This is a genomic window from Kitasatospora putterlickiae (assembly GCF_039527695.1).
Classification (GTDB): Bacteria; Actinomycetota; Actinomycetes; order Streptomycetales; family Streptomycetaceae; genus Kitasatospora; species Kitasatospora putterlickiae.
In genome coordinates this window covers 7,395-8,889 of sequence record NZ_BAAAKJ010000049.1, presented here as the reverse complement: position 1 = coordinate 8,889, position 1,495 = coordinate 7,395, and the positions used below count along the sequence as shown (strand labels likewise).

Here is a 1,495-nt window from a genome sequence, read left to right as displayed (position 1 = left end):
CTGCTGTTCGCCCCGCTCGCCATCACCGGCGTCCTGGTGCTCGCCCAGCGCCCGCGCACCGCCGCCGGCTGGCTCTGCCTGCTGCTCGACGGCTGGCTGGTGGCCGGCTCGCTGTTCACCCTCAGCTGGAGCCTGGCGCTCGGCCGCACCGCCGCGGGCGAGGCCGGCTCCCCGCTGCGGCTGGCCCTCAACCTGGCCTACCCGGTGCTGGACATCCTGTTGGTCTCGCTGGTCGTCGGCCTGCGCTTCGGCGGCCGGGACGGCAACCGGGCCGCCGTCCACACCGCCATGGTCGGCCTCGCCGTCACCGTGCTCTGCGACGCCCTGTTCACCTCGCCCGAACTGCGCAGCAGCTACCACTCCGGCGAGCTGCTGGACGCCGGCTGGTTCGCGGGCAGCCTGCTGCTCGCCTGGGCGCCGTGGTCCCCGCGCTGGCGCCGCCCGCTGCGCGAGCACCCGGCGCTCGGCGGCCTGCCGCGCCGCCGGGTCGCCACCACCTTCAGCGCGCTCACCCCCTACGCGGCGGCCGCCGTCTGCACCGCCGGGATCCTCTACAACGCCCTCGGCGGGCGCTCGCTGGACCGGGTGGTGGCCGCGGCCGCCTGCACCGTCGGCCTCGCGCTGATCCTGCGGCAGGGCATCATGCTGCTGGACAACCTCTCGCTGGCCCAGGAACTCGCCCACAAGGAGGCGCACTTCCGCTCCCTGGTGCAGGGCTCCAGCGACGTCATCATGATCGCCGGCGCCAACGGCGTGCTCTCCTACGTCTCCCCGGCCGCGCTCGGCGTCTACGGGCGCGACCCGGAGGAGCTGGTCGGCGGCAACCTGCTCGACCTCATCCATCCCGAGGACGTCGACCGGGTGCTGCTGGAGGTCCGCCGCTTCCTCGCCCGCGGCCGCCTCGCCGCCCACCGCGACCCCGGCGCCGAACCACTGCCCGCCGCCCGGGTGGAGTGCCGGATCGGCTCCGGCGCCGGCGAGTGGCTGCACGTCGAGTCCACCGTCGACCGGTACCGCGACGGCCTCATCCTGAACAGCCGCGACGTCACCGAACGGGTCATGCTGCAGGCGCAGTTGCAGCACAACGCCTTCCACGACCCGCTCACCGACCTGCCCAACCGGGCGCTGTTCACCCAGCGGCTGCGCACCGCGCTGGCCGCCCGCTGCCCGCAGGAGGAGGCCGGCGCCGGGGTCGCCGTGCTCTTCCTCGACCTGGACGGCTTCAAGGCGGTCAACGACACCGCCGGCCACCAGGTCGGCGACGAGCTGCTCGTCCAGGCCGCCCGCCGGCTCCAGGGCGCCGTCCGCTGCGGGGACACCGTCGCCCGGTTCGGCGGCGACGAGTTCGCCGCCCTGGTCTGCGGCCCGCTCGGCCGCCTCCAGGTCCAGGAGCTCGCCGAGCGGCTGCGCACCGCGCTCTCCGAGCCGTACTGGATCGGCGGCAGCGAACTCAGCGTCGCCGCCAGCATCGGCATCGCCTTCGGCAGCCCCGAAC

Annotated in this window: 1 protein-coding gene; it reads left to right on the top strand. The window is 75.1% G+C overall.

From position 1 onward, the window contains the following. The coding region (locus ABD308_RS05925) for a diguanylate cyclase domain-containing protein (RefSeq protein WP_344327986.1) at positions 1 to 1,495 on the top strand (1,495 nt) is incomplete at both ends.